Genomic DNA, 17,536 nt, shown 5'->3' with positions numbered 1-17,536 from the left:
GATTTTTTCTATTTACGTTTTCGTGTTGAACGACGTTCTGTCAAACCATGAGGTAAGAGAACTTCACGTTCTTCCAACTCTTCCTTGTGCATAATCTTAGTCAACATACGCATACTAATAGCACCAAGGTCATAAAGAGGTTGGGCAATAGTTGTCAAGTTTGGACGGGTAAAGCGTGAGATTTGTGAATCATCACTAGTAATGATTTCAAATTCTTCTGGTACTGACACACCCTTATCAGCAAGACCGTTCAAGACACCTGCTGCCAATTCATCACCTGTTACAACTGCTGCAGTTGCGTTTGATGAAATCAAGCGTTCTGCCAAGGCATAACCGTCTTCATAAGTGTATTTGGATTCAAATACCAATCCTTCGCTATAAGAAATACCTGCTTTTTTCAAGGCTTCCTTGTAGCCAACCAAACGAACCTTACCATTGATATCATCCACTAGTGGACCGCTAACGAAAGCAATGCGCTCATTTTCTTTAGCAAGGTAGGTTACTGCATCAATCGTTGCTTGTTTGTAGTCAATATTGACACTTGGAAGCTGATGTTCTACATCCACAGTTCCTGCAAGAACAACTGGTGTTCGAGAACGAGAAAACTCTGAACGAATTTTTTCAGTCAAGTGGTAGCCCATAAAGATGATACCATCCACTTGCTTAGAAAACAGGGTATTGACCACTGAAACTTCCTTGTCATCATCCTCATCACTATTAGCAAGGACGATATTGTACTTGTACATTTCAGCGATATCGTCAATCCCTTTAGCAAGCGTTGAGAAATAGCCATTGGTAATATTGGGGATCACGACACCGACAGTGGTTGTCTTTTTACTTGCAAGACCACGCGCCACTGCATTTGGACGGTAATCCAAACGGTCAATCACCTCAAGCACTTTTTTACGGGTGTTCTCTTTTACATTCTTATTGCCATTGACTACACGGCTAACTGTCGCCATTGAAACTCCTGCTTCACGGGCGACATCATAAATCGTTACTGTATCGTCTGTATTCATTCCATTTCCTTTCTATATCATACCTCACGAGACTCCAAAAAAAGAGACGGTATGAAAATTTCGTTTTCATGATTCCACTTATTCCATTCTATCACTATTTGTAAACACTTTCAAGTATTTTTTGAAGATTGTTTGAAAAAAATTTCATAGGAAGCTATGTTTATGAAGAAAAAATCACCTTTTCTTGATTTTTAATCCTATTTGCTGTATGATAAGGGAAAAGAAAAGGGGCAGAAATATGGCTTTTACCAATACCCATATGCGGTCAGCTAGTTTTGGCATTGTTACCAGCTTGCCTGATGATGTTATTGACTCTTTTTGGTATATCATCGACCACTTCTTAAAAAATGTCTTTGAATTGGAGGAGGAACTCGAGTTTCAATTGCTCAATAACCAAGGAAAAATTACCTTCCACTTCTCAAGTCAACACCTCCCTACAGCCATTGATTTTGATTTTAACCATCCCTTTGACCCTCTTTATCCCCCGAGAGTTCTGGTTTTAGATATGGATGGTAGAGAGACTATCCTCCTCCCAGAAGAAAATGACCTATTTTAAAAACTCTAGCCTTCAGTTACAAACGACTGAAAACTAGAGTTTTTTCTATTTTTTCAAAGCATTATACAAGTTTCGGATCGGTTGCTTTAATGTCGGATGGATAAAATGAGGCGCAATTTCCTGTAAGGACTCAAGGACAAAAAGGCGTTCCGCTATGTAGGGATGAGGCAAGATGAGGTCGTCTGTGTAAAGAATCTGATCCTCCACAAAGAGCAAGTCCAAATCAATCAAACGAGGCCCCCAATGTACTTCTCTCACCCGTCCCATCTCTGACTCAATGGCTAACAAGGTCTCTAATAGAACTGGGGCGGGCAACCAGGTTTCTACTTCAACCACTTGATTAGCAAAGCTATCCTGCTCCACACCACCCCAAGGCTCCGTCGCCAAGACACTGGACTCTTTGAGAATATGGATACCTCGATTTCGCATTTTCTCAATGGCTTGTTTCAAGTTTGCTTGTTTATCTCCCATATTGCTTCCTAGGGCGATAAAGGCTCGTTGCTTGCGGCGATGAATGGTTACCGAGCAAGTATCTAGCGGCAAATGCACTGGCGCCCAAGGTTTTTTCAGTCCCAACTTAATTTCTTGGACAAGAGGATAAGTTTCAAAGGTACGTTCTACCAGTTTGTAGGCTACCGTTTCAATCAAGTCCTCAGTTGTTTCCTGAAACCAAGTCGTCCACTGCTGACACAGTTCTCCATAATGGACAGAGGCTGTTAAATCCAAGTCTGTAGCCGCCTTGGTCATATCATAGGATAGGATTGCGGAAATAACAAACTTCTGCCCCAATTCTTTCTCACTCGGAAAAAGACCATGATAGGCAAAAATTTCCAAATCTTTAATCTGCAGTTGATCCATAATGATTCCTTTCTAGAAAAATCCGCTTCAAGCGGATTCTTTTTATACTCAATGAAAATCAAAGTGCAAACTAGGAAGCTAGCCGCAGGCTGCTCAAAACACTGTTTTGAGGTTGCAGATGGAAGCTGACGTGGTTTGAATTTGATTTTCGAAGAGTATTATAGTCCCATTAAACGATAAGCCTGATCTCGGAGGTCCTTATCTGTTTCAAATAGACCACGAGCTACTGTCGTCAAGGTTGCAGTGCCTGGTTTTCTGACACCACGCATACTCATACACATATGTTCCGCCTCAATGACAACAAAGGCTCCTTTAGCACCTAGATACTCCATCAAGGCATCGGCTACTTCGATATTCAATCGTTCTTGAATTTGTGGTTTTTTCGAATAAACTTCAACTGTACGGGCTAGCTTAGACAAACCTGCCACACGACCATCTGGAATGTAGGCAATATGTGCTCTCCCATAAAATGGTAGAAAGTGGTGTTCACACATGGTATGGAAAAAAATATCCTTTTCTACCACCATATTATCATCAATAATCTCAAAGGATTTTGACAAATGTTCCTCCGCTGTTTGACCAAGCCCTGAAAAAATCTCTTGGTACATACGGGCCACACGAGCAGGCGTTTCCTGCAAGCCCTCACGGTTAGCGTCCTCTCCGACAGCCTCGATAATCATTTTTACAGCTGCTTCAATCTTTTGTGTATCCATTTTCGTTTTTCCTCTCCATCAGATAGGCCCTCACTTGGCTCAAGAAATACAAGGAACCCGTGACAATCCTAACTGTTTGTTTCTCTTCTTTTTTATCTGTCAATTTCTGCTCTAGAAAATCCTGCCAACCTTGGTAGCTGAGATTTCTAGACTTAGCTGCCTCTTCCAGCACGCTTTCATCAGTCGCCCGACTATCGTCAAAATGTGTCAGAGTAAGCTCGGTATCTGGTATTTCCCCCAGCAAGTCCAACATATCCTCCAAGGCCTTGGTTTTGATGCAAGTAAAGAGGATTTCCTTACGATAATCCGCAAAGCGTTCTTGCAAAGTTGCTAATAAAGCCTTGATAGCATGGGGATTGTGGGCCCCATCCAAAATCATCAAGGGTTCTCTTGACACGATTTCCAAACGCCCTGGCCAACTTGTTTCTTCCAGAGCTTGAGCAATCAAGATATTAGCTGGTAGCTCTCGACCATCTTCTTGACAAAAAGTATCAAGTAAAGCTATGGCCATCCCAGCATTCTCTATCTGGTGCAAACCAAGTAAACCTGTCTGGAAGCGCCCTTGTCTGACAACACTTGTATAGTCAAAGACTTCGCCTGTAACCACACTCTTTTGATGGCTGACCTGATAATCTGTCCCATAGGCAAGTCTCAGCACATCTTTCCCCTCCGCAATGCGGTCAATCACAGCCAAAGCTTCTGGAGCGATACGACCTGTTACCAAGGGAATACCTTGTTTGATAATACCAGCTTTCTGCTCTGCTATGGCTTCCAAGGTGTCACCAAGTAGGGCTACATGGTCCAATCCAATAGTCGTAATTCCTGTCAAAATGGGCTGACAGACATTGGTACTATCTAAAAGCCCACCCATGCCGACTTCCATGATAGCCACATCTACTTGCTCTGAGGCAAAGTAATCATAGGCTATAGCTGTAATTATTTCAAACTCAGTTGTCCCCTGCAAATTGGTAGCCGATTCCCCTTCCAGTAAAGACTGATAGACTGCCATGAGAGTTTCGAGTCTAGCCTCGGGAATAGATTCCCCATTGATGCTAATCTGGTCTGTGTAGTGAATGAGATAGGGCGAACTGAAAACACCAACTCTCAGCCCTAGTTTTTCTAGCATATTTTTCAAAAAAGCAATGGTAGAGCCCTTGCCATTGGTTCCTCCGATATGGATAACCTTGAGTTTGAGATGGGGATTGCCACGCAAAGCTAACAGTTCCACCATGCGTTCCAAGCCAAAATGCGGTTGGTCGGTCCGATAGTGGGCAATCCACTGATTATTTTCAATTTCTTTCATCTTATTTATATTGTTTTAAATCTAAATTTTCCGCTTCATCAGCCAGACGAATAGCGGAAGCAATTTCAACTGCCATCTTGTGACTAGCTACGTCATGCACTCGTACCACTTCTACACCCTGTCTCGCAGCGATACTAGTTACATGAGCCGAAGCCGTATCTCGATTACGGAAACCAATTTCTGTCTCAGGATTGACTTCAAAACCACTTTCTTCAAGGATATTGATGACAAATCGCTTGCGCGACACTCCGAGAAAGATTGGATACCCCTTCTGATGTAGTTTATCCAGGTCCCGTAAAAGAAGCAGATTTTCTTTCTTGGTCAAACCAAAGCCAATTCCTGGATCCAACAGGATATTTTCTTGTGCAATTCCAGCTTGATTTGCTCTCGCTAGTGCTCGTTCAAAGAAAGTCTCCATCAACTCTTCGATTGGCAATGTTTCAAAGTCAGATAACTCTTCCACTGTAAAAGCTTGATTAAATCCAAAATGAGGGAAGATGAGCGAGCTAGGATGCTGAGGTCGAGCCATAACTGGATTAAACATGATGACTACTTTCGCTCCAGCCTTAGCTACCATATGGGCCATTTTTTCATCACCCATAAGACCAGTGATATCATTGACTAGATTGGCACCAGCAGCCAAAGCAGCCTCTGCCACCTGACTCTTCCAAGTATCGATAGAAATAAGGACATCACTTTCCTTGCGAATCGCTTTGATCACTGGAACAACACGCTGGATTTCCTCTTCTATCTCAACATAGCTACTTCCCGGCCGAGTTGATTCTCCACCGATATCTAGCATGCTGGCTCCTTCTGCTATCAATTTACGAGACTGCTGGAGTGCTTGCTCAAGAGCAAAAAATTGACCACCGTCCGAAAAGGAGTCTGGGGTTACATTGATAATTCCGCAAATAGCTGTTTTTGCATGATTTGCTTTAGTTGACATATCGGTCACTCCCTCAAGGCTTTTCACCATATTATTTCTCTATTTTACCATAAAAAGAAAAAGATGGACACGATTGAATTCATCTTTTTCCCAGTAGAAACAAGTAAGCAATTGTCAAAAATCTTAAACAGAAATCCCTAATGTCCGACTCAAAATCACCACGAGAGCCAGCAAACAGAAAACAACCCCATTCACAATCATGTGAAGTAAGATAGACATTTCCAAACGTTGGGTCTTGTAAGCCGTCCAAGATAGAACGATCGACATAACTCCATAAATCAATAAAGAAGGTAAATTACTTGGTTGATGCAATAAAGCAAACACAATCGTACCGACTACAAATCCCAAGTTCTCCTTGCCTCGGAAAATCTTTTTAGGAACAATTCCCCGACACAAGATTTCCTCACAAATCGGAGCAAGCAAGGTCAATAAGAAGAAACTGGAAATCAGAGAACTATTCTGAACCATATCGTTAATCTGAGACTGGTTACTTGTTGTCGTCTCATTTGACAGTTGTAACAAGATAGAACCAAGTATATTTGAACAGATAATGACTAAATAACTCAAGCCCAATCGTGCCAAATCCTTAGCTCTAAAAAATGAAAAATTGAAACTTGCTAATTGCGTTTTACGAGCTCCAATAATAAATAGCACCAGAACCACAATCGAAATACCAGCAACTATCAGTCCTGACTGTAATAGCGGTACTTCTCTTAAGGTTAAAATAGCAGTAACCCCTATAGGAATCTGATATAAGATTGTCGCCAGCAAAAAGATTAACAGCCAGCCTGCACGATTCAATAATTCTTTCCACATACTTTTCTCTTCCATCATTCATCTCCTAGACTTTGTATTAAAAAAAGGGGGAAATCCCCCTGGGTTATCCTATTATAAGGCCATGCTGATGTAGTTAAGGATAAACAAAGCATCCAAAATCCAAATCATGACATGAACATCTTTAGCTTGACCTTTGACAAGCTTAGTCAAAGTGTAAGTCAAGAAACCAACTGCAATCCCTTGAGTGATAGAGTAGCTGAATCCCATAAAGATAGATGTGAAGAAGGCAGGAACTGCTTCAGACATATCATCCCAATGGATATTTTTCAAGCTAGCCAGCATCATAATCCCAACGATAATCAAGATTGGAGCTGTAGCGGCTGTTGGTACGATCGCTAGAAGTGGACTAAAGAAGCTTGAGATCGCAAAACAGATAGCTACAACCAAGGCTGTCAAACCAGTACGTCCACCTGCACCAATACCAGCAGCAGATTCAACATAAGTCGTTACGTTCGAAGTACCAGCGATGGCACCAATTGAAGTACCAATCAAGTCTGAATAAAGAGCCTTGTCCAACTTAGCTGATTGGTGATTTTCACCATTTGTCGCTACGATACCAACTTTTTCACCTGTACCAATCAAGGTACCAATTGTGTCAAAAATATCTGTCAATGAGAAGGCAAGAATGGCCATCAGAGTTTCAGGTAAGCGAGCTGTATCTGAAACCAAAGCTCCCAAACCTTCTGAACCAAGAGCTGCACCAAAGACTGTTTTTAAGTCTTCAAAGGCTGCACCAACATGGTTATTAGCAAAATCGATACTAGACAAATCTACCAAACCAACTGCGATAGCAAGAACAGTTGTTGTCAAGATAGAGAGGATAATTCCTCCTTTAATCCCTTTAATGACAAAGAAGATTGTAATAGCAAGTCCTGCAAGAGCCACCAAAACAGCTGGATTATTAAAGCTGACCAATCCTGGAACTGCTGAAGCATTTGCTGTAATCGCTGCTTGAGCCTTGTCAGCTCCTTCTCCTGCAACCGTATAATTTCCTGGATCGATAGAGAATTTCAAAAGTCCAGCATTCTTAATCCCCACGTAGGCAAGGAAGACACCGATACCAGCTGAAATAGCTGAACGAAGGGCGTTTGGAATCGATTCAATGATCATTTTACGAACATTTGTCAAAGTGATAATCAATGAGATAATTCCACAGATGAAGACCATAGCTAGGGCTTCTTGCCAAGAATAACCGAGTCCAAATACAACTGTAAAGGTAAAGAAGGCATTGAGTCCCATACCTGGCGCTTGAGCATATGGCAAGTTGGCGTAGAAGGCCATCATCAAGGTACCCGCTACTGCACCAATGATCGTCGCTAGGAAGACACCTTGAGCAGGCATCCCTGTTTGTGAAAGAATTTGTGGGTTTACAAAGAGAATATAGCTCATTGCAAAGAAAGTTGTTAAACCAGCGAGAACCTCTGTACGAACGTCTGTACCGTTCTCTTTTAGTTTAAATAATTTGTCCATTATCAATCTCCTTTTAATTTTTACGAACAATAATAGAATTATACCATTTATCATTCACTTTTTCAATATCTTTGTTTGATTTATTTAAGAATTTGATGAAATTTCTTTTTTTGTTTCGAATCTGCTTTTCTGCCTGCTTTCTGTTATAATAGTAGACATCTTATCTGAAAAGACACTAGAAAGGTCCCTATGACGAAAAAAATTATTGCAGTTGACCTGGATGGAACCCTGCTCAACTCGGACAGTCAGATTTCTGACTTTACCAAAGAAACTATTAAAAAAGTTGCTGAAAAAGGCCATCAAGTTATTATTACGACAGGGCGCCCTTACCGAATGTCAAAAGATTTCTACCGTGAACTAGGCTTAAACACTCCTATGATTAATTTCAACGGCTCCCTTACTCATTTACCAGACCAAGTTTGGGATTTTGAAAAGTGTTTAACTGTAGACAAAAAATATCTGCTAGATATGGTTCGACGTTCAGAGGACATTCAAGCCGATTTTATCGCTGGAGAATACCGTAAAAAATTCTACATTACAAATCCTAATGAAGAAATTGCCAATCCCAAACTATTTGGCGTAGAAGCTTTCCACCCTGAAGATCAATTTCAACCTGAATTAGTGACCAAAGATCCTAACTGTATCCTATTACAGACCAGAGCCAGTGACAAGTATGCCTTGGCAAAAGAAATGAACGCCTTCTACCAGCATCAACTTTCTATTAATACCTGGGGAGGTCCGCTCAATATCCTTGAGTGTACACCCAAAGGAGTTAATAAGGCCTTTGCTTTGGACTACTTGCTCAAGGTAATGAACCGCGACAAAAAAGATTTGATTGCTTTTGGAGATGAGCACAATGATACCGAAATGCTCGCTTTTGCTGGGAAAGGTTATGCCATGAAAAATGCCAACCCAGAGCTACTCCCCTATGCAGATGAGCAAATTTCCTTGACAAATGACCAAGACGGGGTTGCCAAAACTCTGCAAGATTTATTCTTATAGTTCATTCTGACCAGCTTGCAAGCTGGTCTTTGTGCTCTTTTCACAGTCTCATCAACCAGTTAATCGATTGTTCTACTTTTTGCCTCCAAAACCTTGGAAAAGGCTTTCTTTTGTGATATACTTCACATATAAATACAAGAGAGCTCGTCACACTCGACTCTGTTGACATAAAATCAATCCAGTCCTGTTTCTCCTGCTCTCAGTTAATATCAAGGAGGATAGCTATGAAAGCTGTTGTTGTAAATCCAGAAAGCACTGGTGTTGCTGTTGAAGAAAAAGTACTCCGTCCACTTGAAACTGGGGAAGCACTTGTAGAAATTGAATACTGTGGTGTTTGCCACACTGACCTCCACGTTGCCCATGGCGACTTCGGTCAGGTACCAGGACGTGTCCTAGGTCACGAAGGTGTTGGTATCGTTAAAGAAATTGCCCCAGATGTTAAAAGCCTTAAAGTCGGCGACCGCGTCAGCGTTGCTTGGTTCTTTGAAGGATGTGGCACTTGCGAATACTGTACAACTGGTCGCGAAACCCTTTGCCGTACAGTGAAAAATGCCGGCTACTCAGTAGATGGTGGTATGGCTGAACAATGTATCGTAACTGCAGACTATGCTGTTAAAGTTCCTGACGGACTTGATCCAGCCCAAGCTTCATCTATCACATGTGCTGGTGTAACAACCTATAAAGCTATAAAAGAAGCAAAAGTTGAACCAGGTCAATGGGTTGTTCTTTACGGTGCTGGTGGACTTGGTAACCTAGCTGTTCAATACGCTAAAAAAGTATTCAATGCTCATGTTATCGCAGTTGATATCAACAATGACAAACTTGCCCTTGCAAAAGAAGTAGGTGCTGACATTGTTATTAACGGCCTAGAAGTTGATGATGTACCAGGACTCATCAAGGAAAAAACTGATGGAGGAGCTCATTCAGCTGTCGTAACTGCTGTATCTAAAGTTGCCTTCAATCAGGCTGTTGACTCAGTTCGTGCTGGTGGTCGCGTTGTCGCTGTCGGCCTTCCTTCTGAAATGATGGAACTCAGCATCGTGAAAACAGTTTTAGATGGAATCCAAGTCATCGGTTCTCTTGTAGGAACTCGTAAAGACTTAGAAGAAGCCTTCCAATTCGGTGCAGAAGGTTTAGTAGTTCCAGTTGTTCAAAAACGTCCAATAGAAGATGCCGTAGCCATTTTCGACGAAATGGAAAAAGGTCAAATCCAAGGACGTATGGTACTCGACTTCACCCACTAATCTAATAGAAACCTATTTTAAAAGTTGGAAACTTCTTCCAACTTTTTTATATTAAATTTTTAAATAAGGATTCAAAAAAACTTCTCTAAAACTCAATATATCAATATTTTCAGATGTAATCTTTTTAATTATTTTATGATAAATAGTTGATTTTTAGATGAAAACGGTTTATACTTAAAAAGTCTTAAAGTTTTCTTAAACAAAAACTAAAACAAAAAAGGAGGAATGACAATAATGAGTATCGGAATCATTATTGCGAGCCACGGCGAATTTGCTGCGGGTATTCATCAGTCAGGATCTATGATCTTTGGTGAACAAGAAAAGGTTCAAGTTGTAACCTTTATGCCAAATGAAGGTCCTGATGATTTATACGCTAAGTTTAATAACGCTGTTGCTGCATTTGACGCAGAAGATGAGGTTCTAGTTTTGGCTGACCTTTGGAGTGGATCTCCATTTAACCAAGCTAGCCGCGTGATGGGAGAAAATCCTGAGCGTAAGTTTGCCATCATCACAGGACTTAATTTACCGATGTTGATTCAAGCCTATACAGAGCGCCTCATGGACGCTGCTGCAGGTGTAGAAAAAGTCGCTGCTAATATCATTAAAGAAGCCAAAGATGGCATCAAGGCTCTTCCAGAAGAGCTAAACCCAGTTGAGGAAGTAGCAAGCGCTGCAGCTGCTCCAGTTGCCCAAGCTGCTATTCCAGAAGGAACTGTCATCGGAGACGGTAAACTCAAAATCAACCTTGCCCGTCTAGACACTCGTTTACTTCACGGTCAGGTTGCAACTGCTTGGACTCCAGATTCAAAAGCAGACCGTATCATCGTTGCTTCAGATAACGTAGCTAAAGACGAATTACGTAAAGAATTGATTAAACAAGCAGCTCCAGGTAAAGTGAAAGCAAACGTTGTTCCTATCCAAAAACTAATCGACGTTGCAAAAGATCCTCGCTTCGGAGAAACACATGCCCTTATCTTGTTTGAAACACCTCAAGATGCTCTTCGTGCTATCGAAGGTGGCGTACCAATCAAAACTCTTAATGTTGGATCAATGGCTCACTCAACTGGTAAAACAATGGTTAACAACGTTTTGTCTATGGACAAAGAAGACGTTGCTACATTTGAAAAAATGCGTGACCTTGGTGTTGAATTTGATGTACGTAAAGTACCAAACGACACGAAAAAAGATTTGTTTGACTTGATCAACAAAGCAAACGTGCAATAATCGATTTTATGAAAGGATTTTAAAGATGTCTATTATTTCTATGGTTTTAGTAGTCGTTGTAGCCTTCCTAGCAGGTCTTGAAGGTATCCTCGACCAGTTCCAATTCCATCAACCAATCGTAGCTTGTACCCTTATCGGTCTTGTTACTGGTAACCTTGAAGCAGGGATTATCCTTGGTGGTTCTCTTCAAATGATCGCCCTTGGTTGGGCTAACATCGGAGCTGCCGTAGCTCCTGACGCTGCTCTTGCTTCTGTTGCTGCTGCCATTATCATGGTTCTTGGTGGCGACTTTACTAAGACAGGTATCGGTGTTGCCCAAGCGGTTGCTATCCCTCTTGCAGTTGCTGGTCTATTCTTGACTATGATTGTCCGTACACTCTCTGTCGGATTGGTTCACACTGCTGATGCTTCTGCTAAAAAAGGTGACTTCAAAGCAGTTGAACGTGCTCACTTTGTCGCACTTCTTCTTCAAGGTCTTCGTATTGCAGTCCCTGCAGCACTCCTTCTAATGGTACCAACTGAAACAGTACAAAGCATTCTAAATGCTATGCCTGATTGGCTCAAAGATGGTATGGCTATCGGTGGTGGTATGGTTGTTGCCGTTGGTTACGCTATGGTTATCAACATGATGGCAACTCGTGAAGTATGGCCATTCTTCGCTATCGGTTTCGTGCTTGCTGCCGTGTCAGATATTACTCTAATCGGATTTGGTGCTATCGGTGTTGCTATCGCTCTTATCTACCTTCACCTTTCTAAAACTGGTGGAAATGGTGGCGGAGGAGCCGCAACTTCTAACGACCCAATCGGCGATATCCTAGAAGACTACTAAGATAAGAAAGGACTGAAAACATCATGACTGAAAAACTTCAATTAACTAAATCAGATCGTAAAAAAGTTTGGTGGCGTTCAACTTTCTTACAAGGTTCTTGGAACTATGAACGTATGCAAAACTTGGGTTGGGCTTACTCATTAATTCCAGCTCTTAAAAAACTCTACACTAAAAAAGAAGATCAAATCGCTGCTCTTGAACGCCATCTTGAGTTCTTCAACACTCACCCATACGTAGCCGCTCCAATCATGGGGGTTACTCTTGCACTTGAAGAAGAACGTGCTAACGGTGTTGAGATTGATGATGCTGCTATCCAAGGGGTTAAAATCGGTATGATGGGACCTCTTGCTGGTATCGGTGACCCAGTATTCTGGTTTACAGTACGCCCAATCCTTGGATCACTCGGTGCTTCACTTGCCCTTACTGGTAATATCTTAGGTCCAATCCTCTTCTTCGTTCTTTGGAACTTGATTCGTATGTCATTCTTGTGGTATACACAAGAGATTGGATACAAGGCTGGATCAGAAATCACTAAAGATATGTCTGGCGGTATCCTCCAAGACATCACTAAAGGTGCTTCTATCCTTGGTATGTTCATTCTTGCTGTCCTTGTTCAACGTTGGGTAAATATTAAATTTGCTTTCGATGTTGCCAAAGTTCAACTAGATGAAAAGGCTTATATCCACTGGGATAAATTGCCAGAAGGATCTAAAGGTATACAAGAAGCATTCGCACAAGTAGGACAAGGATTGTCTCAAACACCTGAAAAAGTTACTACTTTCCAACAAAACTTGGATATGTTGATTCCTGGACTATCAGGACTACTCCTTACTTTCCTTTGCATGTACTTGCTTAAGAAAAAAGTATCTCCAATCACTATTATCCTTGCACTCTTTGCAGTAGGTATTGTGGCACATGTTCTTCACATCATGTAATCAAGCAACTTAAAAGGAATCAGGTTCTAAAATCTGATTCCTTTTTTCTATACTTTTATTCGGCCAAGGCACCCATTGGATCCCATGGTGCAAGTACAATTGGTTCTGCTTCATAGGCAGCTTGTTCTTCAGCTGTCAGCAATTCTTTGCGGACAACGATTTGATATGTGTATTCGTCCATCCAAGCATCTGAGGCAACAAAGTAACCATCTGTACCGACCTTGTCTCCCCATGAGTTTTCAACCTTCCACTTAGTTGACTTGCCATTTTCGTCCAAATCAACACCTGTCAAGACCATGGCGTGGGTCATTAAGCTTTCACTATAGTCCAAACGTCCAGCCTTGTCTTGAGTAAGTTGAATGTCCATGCTTGATTCAAAGTCATAAACATCTGTCGCAAGGATTCCAGCTTTACGGTTGCTGAGCTGACCGACATCTGAACCAAACCAAACAGTCTCACCTGCTTGCATTTGGGCAATCGCCAATTCTTTCAAGCGCTCCATTGGAACGTTGATGTAACGAACCGCACGGCTACCAACTACATTTCCTAACATCTCAACTGTGTAAGATTTTCCGTAAGGCTTGTCAGCAGTTGGAGCATTGATAACAGAAACGTAGTCTTCTAGAGGAAGATTGACATATTTCTTGTAAAACTCTTGTGGTGTAATACCCTTTTCGCTTTGGTAGTTGTTATCTTTATCGCGATAAGCAAAGTCAAATTTACGTGGCGGAAGACCCAATGACATAGCAAGGAAGTTAAAGATTTCTTGCAAGAGGTCTTCTTTCTTAGCTTGAACAGTCGCTTGATCAGCACCTGAAGCTAATAGATCACGTAAAATTTGAGCATCTTGACGAAGCAATTTGTTGAGAATGGCATTTAGCTCACGACTACTACTAGATGAAACAGACTCAGGGTAAACTGACTTGGGCACGACACCGTATTTCTCAAAGAGAGACACCACCATATCCCACTGACCACCGTCTTGTTGTGGTGTTTGGAGTAGGAATTTAACCTTACGACTCGTCAAGTCTTGGTCTGCAGTCGCAATGACTTGCTCCAAGAACCAGTTTGATTTCTCATACTTGTCCCAGAAGAAGGTGTGGGCCTGTGACAATTCAAAATTTTCCAATTTATATTGTGAAATGAGTTTGTGGCGGAAGGTATTGAGGGCCGCAAACATCCAGCAACGACCAGACGCTTTCTGGTTGGTTACCTTGTCCTTAGTCAAATCCAATGAGAAAACAGGTGTGTTATCTACATGGCTTTGGCGACGTTCTAGGGCTGCAAAAATTCCGTTGTGGCTAGCAGCATTTTCAATCGCTTGGTATTTGATATTTGCTTCATAATTGGCAAATAGTTTATCAGTAAATGATTCTTGAATCGCGTTCATAGATTCCTCCTTTTATTCTACAGTCTATTATAACTCTTTTCACAAAGGAAGCAACTGAAAAACATAAAAGGCGAGGACATTATCCCTCACCTTTTTCGAATATAAACCAAATTAAGCAATACTAGCACGGAGATCTTCTAATTCTTCCTTGGTCAAGCGACGCCATTCTCCTCGCTGCAAGTTCTTATCTAAAACTAAAGTTCCCATAGTCAAACGTTGCAAGTCTACAACTTCCTTGCCACAGTAGCCCACCATACGCTTGACCTGATGAAACTTCCCTTCTGCAATAGTCACACGGATTTGGCTTTGATTCTTTTCTATATCTATGGACACAAGCTCCAGTCTAGCGGGTTGACAGGTAAAGTCTTTGAGATGAATACCATCAGCAAATATATCCACATCTTCTTGGGTCATGATTCCCTTGACTTGCGCCATATAGGTCTTATCCACATGACGCTTAGGTGAAAGAAGAGCATGGGCCAGCTGGCCGTCATTGGTCAAGAGTAGAAGACCATGTGTATCAATATCCAAGCGTCCTACTGGGAAAACTTCCTTACTCCGAGCAATATCATCCAGCAAGTCCAGAACGGTTCTGTGCCTAGGATCCTCAGTCGCTGAAATAACCCCTTGGGGCTTGTTCATCATGTAGTAGACAAACTCTTCATACTCCAACACTTGCCCATCAAAGCGAATCTCATCTCTTTCTTCATCAATCTGCAATTTAGCTGACTTTTCTTTTTTACCATTTACAGTCACGCGCCCAGCCTTGAGCATGTTTTTGACCTCTGTCCGGCTCCCCACAGCGCAGGCAACTAAAAATTTATCTAATCTCATAGAACTATTATATCATGGAAATTGCTGAACTATTATCAATTTTATGGTATAGTATAAATATACTTCGTTTAAAAGGAAACATCCATATGTGGTTAATCTATTTATTTCTTATTTTTGTAGTAATAGCTTTATTTTTAAAGATTCTTCCATTTATTCTAATTGCACTCTGCTTATTCCTCATTTATGGTATATCTTTACATATTAGAAAAATAAGATATTTTAAAAGTCCAGGTTTTCTAGAACAAAAACAAAAAATTGCAGATACTATTATTGAGTTTAATGAAATTTCAGAATATGTAAAAGATATCCCAAATAAAAATCAATTTATTATAAAGGATATTACAGGGAAACATGCACATTTAGCTCACTTTGAAAATACTAGCCAACATGACTATAAGCGAGATAAACATAAAAAAACTTTAAATCAAAGTAACGTTTATTCAACTTCCCTACAAGTTGTGCGACGTGCATCTGAAGAACCTATACATTATCTCTGTAAGTATTTCGGAATAACTGCAACCGAAGAAAGCTTGAAACAGCTTGAAGAAATCGGAGAGAATATCTCTCGAATGGAAAACACAATTGATAATCTTTATCAACGAGAGGAACAAATAAAAAACGACTTTAATCCTCCAAAATTTATTTTAAAATACTTTTCTAAAGATTTAATGAAAGAGTTAGATATCCACCTACCAGACATAAAGGTTGATTACACTTCTTATATTTTTGAATACGTGAGTGCAGGAGGCAATAGTTCTCAGAAAACGACAATTCTGTTTAACGGTGAAACTGTTGAAGCAACAGCAGAGTATATTGCAAAGAAAATAAAATCAAAACAAACTGCTCAAGCTCAACGATCACTGATGACAAACAAACTTCGAACTCAAATAAAAGAAAGAGATCACTATACTTGTCAAATCTGTGCTGCCTCTACAGCTGAACAATCTCTCCTGTTACTTGAGATAGACCATATTGCCCCTGTATCAAAAGGAGGACTTTCCACACCTGACAATCTTCAAACTCTCTGTTGGAAATGTAATCGTTCAAAATCTAATAAAATCTTATAAATAAATATCCCAAAAGCATACTTACAATTCAATTTGCTTTTGGGATATTTTTGTTAATTTGCCCAATCTCCGTTACGGAAGAGTGGTACACGTGTCCCATCCTCACGGATACCATCGATATCCATTTGGTTAGAACCAATCATAAAGTCTACGTGAACATCTGAACGGTTAAGTCCCGCAGCTTCAAGCTCCTCTTCGCTCATCTCCGCTCCACCAACTACGCTAGTCGCATAGGCTGCACCGATAGCCAAGTGGTTTGATGCATTTTCATCGAAAAGGGTGTTAAAGAAGGTAATGCCTGACTGAGAAATTGGGCTTGGATCTGGTACCAAGGCACATTCACCCAAGGCACGCGCACCCGCATTTTCAAAGACAAGGTCTTTCATGACCTGATCACCCTTCTCAGCTGAAATATCCACGATTTGTCCATCCTTAAAGGTTACCTTAATACCTTCAATAATATTTCCATTATAGCTAAGCGGTTTTGTAGAAGTGACATAACCATCTGCGCGACGGAAGTCAGGCGCTGTGAAGACTTCCTCTGTCGGCATATTTGGCAAGAATCCTTCGCCCTGTGCATTGATAGCACCAGCTGATTCCCAAACGTGGTTCTTCGGCAAACCAAGTGTTAAATCTGTCCCTGGCGCTGTGTAGTGAAGGGCTGAAAATTGTTCTTTATTAAGCATATCTGCCTTACTCTTAAGGATAGCTGCATGCTCTTCCCAAGCCTTAACAGGATCTTCTTCATAGACACGGCAAGTTTTGAAGATTTGGTCCCAAAGGAGATCGACTGCTTCTTCATCGCTCGCAGCATTTGGAAAGACTTTCTTAGCCCACTCAAGTCCAGCAGCGGCTGCTACAGTCCAGCTAACCTTGTTAGATTGAGTTGCGATGCGCATTGGCTTCATAGCAAGTCCCATAGCTTTAGCAGAAGCTGATAGCTTGTCAGCGTCCACACCGTTCAAGGCACCTGGGTCAGAAGAACGAACTCCAAGACGGCTAGCCTTGTTCTCCAAGAGATAGTTCATCTCAGCAATCTTATATTCTGGCACATTGTCCAAACGCTCCATCGGTGCGTGGAGGAATTTCTCACGGTTGATGACATCATCTGTCCACTGAACGATCACCTCATGTGCACCCAAAGCATAAGCTTCTTTGACGATTAAGTGAGCCAACTCACGTTGCTCCACATCGATAGAGAGAGCCAAAGTGTGACCAGGTTGCACATTGATTCCGTTCGCAACCAATAATTTCGCATATTTTTCTAGATTTTCTTTAAAATTTGGTAAAACCATGTTGTTTTCTCTTT

General features: G+C 41.2%; 17 protein-coding genes. 7 read left to right on the top strand and 10 right to left on the bottom strand.

Annotation, left to right across the window (positions count from 1 at the left end; translation table 11 throughout):
* Positions 1–8: 8 nt before the first annotated feature.
* Positions 9–1,019 (bottom strand): catabolite control protein A, encoded by a 1,011-nt coding sequence (ccpA, locus tag SK608_RS01775; protein ID WP_001090627.1) that lies wholly within the window; start codon positions 1,017–1,019, stop codon positions 9–11.
* A gap of 238 nt (positions 1,020–1,257) precedes the next feature.
* Here ccpA and SK608_RS01770 point away from each other — a divergent pair, with 238 nt between their 5' ends.
* The gene (locus tag SK608_RS01770; RefSeq protein ID WP_000886035.1) at positions 1,258–1,575 is read left to right on the top strand and encodes a DUF960 domain-containing protein; all 318 of its coding nucleotides are present in this window, start codon (positions 1,258–1,260) and stop codon (positions 1,573–1,575) included.
* Between the two features lie 45 nt (positions 1,576–1,620).
* Here SK608_RS01770 and folK read toward each other — a convergent pair whose 3' ends face one another.
* The 6 genes from folK to SK608_RS01740 form a co-directional block, all read right to left on the bottom strand.
* Complete coding sequence (gene folK, locus SK608_RS01765) at positions 1,621–2,433, bottom strand: 2-amino-4-hydroxy-6-hydroxymethyldihydropteridine diphosphokinase (protein ID WP_033676092.1); 813 nt, start codon at positions 2,431–2,433, stop codon at positions 1,621–1,623.
* Positions 2,434–2,591: 158 nt separating this feature from the next.
* Positions 2,592–3,146 (bottom strand): GTP cyclohydrolase I FolE, encoded by a 555-nt coding sequence (folE, locus tag SK608_RS01760; protein ID WP_000380917.1) that lies wholly within the window; start codon positions 3,144–3,146, stop codon positions 2,592–2,594.
* On the bottom strand, positions 3,127–4,449 hold the full coding sequence (locus SK608_RS01755) for a bifunctional folylpolyglutamate synthase/dihydrofolate synthase (protein WP_033676091.1): 1,323 nt from the start codon (positions 4,447–4,449) through the stop codon (positions 3,127–3,129). The genes folE and SK608_RS01755 overlap by 20 nt, the downstream gene beginning before the upstream one ends.
* Position 4,450: 1 nt before the next feature.
* Positions 4,451–5,425, bottom strand: coding sequence for a dihydropteroate synthase (gene folP / locus SK608_RS01750; RefSeq protein ID WP_033676090.1), 975 nt, complete (start codon positions 5,423–5,425; stop codon positions 4,451–4,453).
* Between the two features lie 93 nt (positions 5,426–5,518).
* Positions 5,519–6,226 (bottom strand): CPBP family intramembrane glutamic endopeptidase, encoded by a 708-nt coding sequence (locus SK608_RS01745; RefSeq protein ID WP_033676088.1) that lies wholly within the window; start codon positions 6,224–6,226, stop codon positions 5,519–5,521.
* A gap of 57 nt (positions 6,227–6,283) precedes the next feature.
* The gene (locus SK608_RS01740) at positions 6,284–7,702 is read right to left on the bottom strand and encodes an NCS2 family permease (protein ID WP_000359257.1); all 1,419 of its coding nucleotides are present in this window, start codon (positions 7,700–7,702) and stop codon (positions 6,284–6,286) included.
* 189 nt (positions 7,703–7,891) lie between these two features.
* Between SK608_RS01740 and SK608_RS01735 the strand changes: the two genes are divergently transcribed.
* The 5 genes from SK608_RS01735 (at position 7,892) to SK608_RS01715 (ending at position 12,936) form a co-directional block, all read left to right on the top strand.
* Complete coding sequence (locus SK608_RS01735) at positions 7,892–8,704, top strand: Cof-type HAD-IIB family hydrolase (protein ID WP_033676085.1); 813 nt, start codon at positions 7,892–7,894, stop codon at positions 8,702–8,704.
* 224 nt (positions 8,705–8,928) lie between these two features.
* A complete protein-coding gene (gene adhP, locus SK608_RS01730; RefSeq protein ID WP_000649181.1) occupies positions 8,929–9,948 on the top strand; it encodes an alcohol dehydrogenase AdhP in 1,020 nt (339 codons plus the stop codon).
* A gap of 234 nt (positions 9,949–10,182) precedes the next feature.
* The gene (locus tag SK608_RS01725; RefSeq protein ID WP_000021970.1) at positions 10,183–11,172 is read left to right on the top strand and encodes a PTS sugar transporter subunit IIB; all 990 of its coding nucleotides are present in this window, start codon (positions 10,183–10,185) and stop codon (positions 11,170–11,172) included.
* Between the two features lie 25 nt (positions 11,173–11,197).
* Entirely contained in the window at positions 11,198–12,001 is an 804-nt protein-coding gene (locus tag SK608_RS01720) for a PTS mannose/fructose/sorbose transporter subunit IIC (RefSeq protein ID WP_000022716.1), read from the top strand.
* Between the two features lie 23 nt (positions 12,002–12,024).
* On the top strand, positions 12,025–12,936 hold the full coding sequence (locus SK608_RS01715) for a PTS system mannose/fructose/sorbose family transporter subunit IID (RefSeq protein WP_033676082.1): 912 nt from the start codon (positions 12,025–12,027) through the stop codon (positions 12,934–12,936).
* A gap of 55 nt (positions 12,937–12,991) precedes the next feature.
* Here the strand turns inward: SK608_RS01715 and pepC are convergent, their stop codons facing one another.
* Both pepC and SK608_RS01700 read right to left on the bottom strand, forming a co-directional pair.
* The gene (gene pepC, locus SK608_RS01710) at positions 12,992–14,326 is read right to left on the bottom strand and encodes an aminopeptidase C (RefSeq protein WP_033676079.1); all 1,335 of its coding nucleotides are present in this window, start codon (positions 14,324–14,326) and stop codon (positions 12,992–12,994) included.
* Positions 14,327–14,437: 111 nt separating this feature from the next.
* Complete coding sequence (locus tag SK608_RS01700) at positions 14,438–15,160, bottom strand: pseudouridine synthase (RefSeq protein WP_033676076.1); 723 nt, start codon at positions 15,158–15,160, stop codon at positions 14,438–14,440.
* A gap of 14 nt (positions 15,161–15,174) precedes the next feature.
* Between SK608_RS01700 and SK608_RS01695 the strand changes: the two genes are divergently transcribed.
* Positions 15,175–16,227: an HNH endonuclease gene (locus SK608_RS01695; RefSeq protein WP_235202145.1), complete on the top strand. Its 1,053-nt coding sequence runs from the start codon at positions 15,175–15,177 to the stop codon at positions 16,225–16,227.
* A gap of 53 nt (positions 16,228–16,280) precedes the next feature.
* Here the strand turns inward: SK608_RS01695 and SK608_RS01690 are convergent, their stop codons facing one another.
* Positions 16,281–17,522, bottom strand: a complete 1,242-nt coding sequence (locus SK608_RS01690) for an aminopeptidase (protein ID WP_033676074.1) — start codon at positions 17,520–17,522, stop codon at positions 16,281–16,283.
* Between the last annotated feature and the right edge of the window lie 14 nt (positions 17,523–17,536).

The sequence above is a fragment of the Streptococcus mitis subsp. hohhotensis genome (assembly GCF_000722775.1).
Classification (GTDB): Bacteria; Bacillota; Bacilli; order Lactobacillales; family Streptococcaceae; genus Streptococcus; species Streptococcus carlssonii.
This window is presented reverse-complemented; position numbering and strand designations above follow the sequence as displayed.

Bases quoted from the DNA above. Each gene is read 5' to 3' on its own strand.
- SK608_RS01755 (WP_033676091.1), bottom strand. From the start codon at position 4,449: ATGAAAGAAATTGAAAATAATCAGTGGATTGCCCACTATCGGACCGAC.
- adhP (WP_000649181.1), top strand. From the start codon at position 8,929: ATGAAAGCTGTTGTTGTAAATCCAGAAAGCACTGGTGTTGCTGTTGAA.
- SK608_RS01695 (WP_235202145.1), top strand. From the start codon at position 15,175: ATGGAAATTGCTGAACTATTATCAATTTTATGGTATAGTATAAATATA.
- pepC (WP_033676079.1), bottom strand. From the start codon at position 14,326: ATGAACGCGATTCAAGAATCATTTACTGATAAACTATTTGCCAATTAT.
- folE (WP_000380917.1), bottom strand. From the start codon at position 3,146: ATGGATACACAAAAGATTGAAGCAGCTGTAAAAATGATTATCGAGGCT.
- SK608_RS01725 (WP_000021970.1), top strand. From the start codon at position 10,183: ATGAGTATCGGAATCATTATTGCGAGCCACGGCGAATTTGCTGCGGGT.
- SK608_RS01700 (WP_033676076.1), bottom strand. From the start codon at position 15,160: ATGAGATTAGATAAATTTTTAGTTGCCTGCGCTGTGGGGAGCCGGACA.
- SK608_RS01720 (WP_000022716.1), top strand. From the start codon at position 11,198: ATGTCTATTATTTCTATGGTTTTAGTAGTCGTTGTAGCCTTCCTAGCA.
- folK (WP_033676092.1), bottom strand. From the start codon at position 2,433: ATGGATCAACTGCAGATTAAAGATTTGGAAATTTTTGCCTATCATGGT.
- SK608_RS01745 (WP_033676088.1), bottom strand. From the start codon at position 6,226: ATGGAAGAGAAAAGTATGTGGAAAGAATTATTGAATCGTGCAGGCTGG.
- folP (WP_033676090.1), bottom strand. From the start codon at position 5,425: ATGGTGAAAAGCCTTGAGGGAGTGACCGATATGTCAACTAAAGCAAAT.
- SK608_RS01735 (WP_033676085.1), top strand. From the start codon at position 7,892: ATGACGAAAAAAATTATTGCAGTTGACCTGGATGGAACCCTGCTCAAC.
- SK608_RS01740 (WP_000359257.1), bottom strand. From the start codon at position 7,702: ATGGACAAATTATTTAAACTAAAAGAGAACGGTACAGACGTTCGTACA.
- SK608_RS01690 (WP_033676074.1), bottom strand. From the start codon at position 17,522: ATGGTTTTACCAAATTTTAAAGAAAATCTAGAAAAATATGCGAAATTA.
- ccpA (WP_001090627.1), bottom strand. From the start codon at position 1,019: ATGAATACAGACGATACAGTAACGATTTATGATGTCGCCCGTGAAGCA.
- SK608_RS01770 (WP_000886035.1), top strand. From the start codon at position 1,258: ATGGCTTTTACCAATACCCATATGCGGTCAGCTAGTTTTGGCATTGTT.
- SK608_RS01715 (WP_033676082.1), top strand. From the start codon at position 12,025: ATGACTGAAAAACTTCAATTAACTAAATCAGATCGTAAAAAAGTTTGG.